This window comes from Microbacterium ureisolvens (genome assembly GCF_019511645.1).
GTDB lineage: Bacteria > Actinomycetota > Actinomycetes > Actinomycetales > Microbacteriaceae > Microbacterium > Microbacterium ureisolvens_A.
On sequence record NZ_JAEUAX010000026.1, the window covers coordinates 1 to 3,423 of the forward strand.

The window sequence follows — 3,423 nt, forward strand, 5'->3', positions numbered from 1 at the left end:
TCTTCGGAGTGTGGTCGAGTTTTGATTCTCATGTTTTCAAGTCTTTAAGAGCAAACGGTGGATGCCTTGGCATCTGGAGCCGAAGAAGGACGTAGCAATCTGCGATAAGCCTCGGGGAACTGATAAGCAAGTTTTGATCCGAGGGTGTCCGAATGGGGAAACCCCGCTGGGCGGCGTGCTGACCCAGTGACTCCCGCCTGAATATATAGGGCGGGTAGAGGGAACGTGGGGAAGTGAAACATCTCAGTACCCACAGGAAGAGAAAACAACCGTGATTCCGTGAGTAGTGGCGAGCGAAATCGGATGAGGCTAAACCTCATGTGTGTGAGAGCCGGCAGGCGTTGCATGTGGGGGGTTGCGGGACGTTCCTGATCATTCTGCCGAGTGGTCGACGTGACAGAAGCGTATAGACGAACCGTCTTGAAAGGCGGGCCAGAGTGGGTGCCAGCCCCGTAGTCGAAATGCGTGTTCTGGCGTGGAGCGTATCCCAAGTAGCACGGGGCCCGAGAAATCCCGTGTGAATCTGTCAGGACCACCTGATAAGCCTAAATACTCCCAGATGACCGATAGCGGACAAGTACCGTGAGGGAAAGGTGAAAAGTACCCCGGGAGGGGAGTGAAATAGTACCTGAAACCGTTTGCTTACAAACCGTTGGAGCACCCCTGGTAGGTGTGACAGCGTGCCTTTTGAAGAATGAGCCTGCGAGTTAGCGATATGTGGCGAGGTTAACCCGGGTGGGGTAGCCGTAGCGAAAGCGAGTCTGAATAGGGCGATTGAGTCGCATGTCCTAGACCCGAAGCGAAGTGATCTATCCATGGCCAGGCTGAAGCGACGGTAAGACGTCGTGGAGGGCCGAACCCACTTAGGTTGAAAACTGAGGGGATGAGCTGTGGATAGGGGTGAAAGGCCAATCAAACTTCGTGATAGCTGGTTCTCTCCGAAATGCATTTAGGTGCAGCGTTGCGTGTTTCTTGCCGGAGGTAGAGCTACTGGATGGCCGATGGGCCCTACAAGGTTACTGACGTCAGCCAAACTCCGAATGCCGGTAAGTGAGAGCGCAGCAGTGAGACTGTGGGGGATAAGCTTCATAGTCGAGAGGGAAACAACCCAGACCACCATCTAAGGTCCCTAAGCGCGTGCTAAGTGGGAAAGGATGTGGAGTTGCTTAGACAACCAGGAGGTTGGCTTAGAAGCAGCCACCCTTGAAAGAGTGCGTAATAGCTCACTGGTCAAGTGATTCCGCGCCGACAATGTAACGGGGCTCAAGCACGCCACCGAAGTTGTGGCATTGACATTATTGGTAGGCCTTCGTGGTCCAGCCGTGTTGATGGGTAGGAGAGCGTCGTGTGGCGAGTGAAGCGGCGGGGTGACCCAGCCGTGGACGCTACACGAGTGAGAATGCAGGCATGAGTAGCGAAAGACGTGTGAGAAACACGTCCTCCGAAAGACCAAGGGTTCCAGGGTCAAGCTAATCTTCCCTGGGTAAGTCGGGACCTAAGGCGAGGCCGACAGGCGTAGTCGATGGACAACGGGTTGATATTCCCGTACCGGCGAAGAACCGCCCCAATCAATCCAGTAGTGCTAAGTATCTGAATCCCACTGACGGATCCCTTCGGGGTGATGCTGTGGGCCTAGCGTACGACCCCATGCTGGTGCGGTTAGCGTATTAACAGGTGTGACGCAGGAAGGTAGCCCATCCCGGGCGATGGTTGTCCCGGGGCAAGTGCGTAGGCCGAGTCATAGGCAAATCCGTGACTCGTGAGGCTGAGACACGATGCGGATGAAAAGTGGGTGATCCTATGCTGCCGAGAAAAGCATCGACGCGAGGTTCTAGCTGCCCGTACCCCAAACCGACTCAGGTGGTCAGGTAGAGAATACCGAGGAGATCGAGAGAATCGTGGTTAAGGAACTCGGCAAAATGCCCCCGTAACTTCGGGAGAAGGGGGGCCATCCACTTATATGGACTTGCTCCAAAAAGGGTGTGGTGGCCGCAGAGACTAGTGGGTAGCGACTGTTTACTAAAAACACAGGTCCGTGCCAAGTCGCAAGACGATGTATACGGACTGACGCCTGCCCGGTGCTGGAAGGTTAAGAGGACGGGTCAGCCGCAAGGCGAAGCTCAGAATTTAAGCCCCAGTAAACGGCGGTGGTAACTATAACCATCCTAAGGTAGCGAAATTCCTTGTCGGGTAAGTTCCGACCTGCACGAATGGCGTAACGACTTCCCAACTGTCTCAACCGCGAACTCGGCGAAATTGCACTACGAGTAAAGATGCTCGTTACGCGCAGCAGGACGGAAAGACCCCGTGACCTTTACTACAGCTTGGTATTGGTGTTCGGTGTGGCTTGTGTAGGATAGGTGGGAGACTATGAAACCATGACGCCAGTTATGGTGGAGTCGTTGTTGAAATACCACTCTGGTCACTCTGGATGTCTAACTTCGAACCGTAATCCGGTTCAGGGACAGTGCCTGGTGGGTAGTTTAACTGGGGCGGTTGCCTCCCAAAAAGTAACGGAGGCGCCCAAAGGTTCCCTCAACCTGGTTGGCAATCAGGTGGCGAGTGTAAGTGCACAAGGGAGCTTGACTGTGAGACTGACAGGTCGAGCAGGGACGAAAGTCGGGACTAGTGATCCGGCAGTGGCTTGTGGAAGCGCTGTCGCTCAACGGATAAAAGGTACCTCGGGGATAACAGGCTGATCTTGCCCAAGAGTCCATATCGACGGCATGGTTTGGCACCTCGATGTCGGCTCGTCGCATCCTGGGGCTGGAGTAGGTCCCAAGGGTTGGGCTGTTCGCCCATTAAAGCGGTACGCGAGCTGGGTTTAGAACGTCGTGAGACAGTTCGGTCCCTATCCGCTGCGCGCGTAGGAAGTTTGAGAGGATCTGACCCTAGTACGAGAGGACCGGGTTGGACGAACCTCTGGTGTGCCAGTTGTACTGCCAAGTGCACCGCTGGTTAGCTACGTTCGGGATGGATAACCGCTGAAAGCATCTAAGCGGGAAGCCGGCCTCAAGATGAGACTTCCATACCTTCGGGTGAGAGGCTCCCAGCCAGACTACTGGGTTGATAGGCCAGATGTGGAAGCACGGCAACGTGTGCAGCTGACTGGTACTAATAAGCCGACGACTTGAAAACACCCCCCACCCCCGGGTGGGGACAACAGCTCGCGTCCACTGAGTGGTTCCCGATGTACGGTCGGGACACACAACAACACACACACTTCACGTTGTGAACACCGAAACATCAACAGAGTTACGGCGGCCATAGCGAGAGGGAAACGCCCGGTCCCATTCCGAACCCGGAAGCTAAGCCTCTCAGCGCCGATGGTACTGCAGGGGGGACCCTGTGGGAGAGTAGGACACCGCCGGACACCCCTTCACGAAATGGCCACCCAACGCAGGGTGGCCATTTCGCGTTAAC

Annotated in this window: 2 rRNA genes; both read left to right on the forward strand. The window is 55.4% G+C overall.

The annotated features are described in order from the left end of the window. Window positions 1-34: 34 nt before the first annotated feature. A 23S ribosomal RNA gene (locus JNB61_RS19790) occupies window positions 35-3,138 on the forward strand. A 118-nt stretch (window positions 3,139-3,256) separates the two neighbouring features. Continuing rightward, window positions 3,257-3,373: ribosomal RNA gene (gene rrf / locus JNB61_RS19795) — 5S ribosomal RNA — on the forward strand. Window positions 3,374-3,423: the final 50 nt, after the last annotated feature.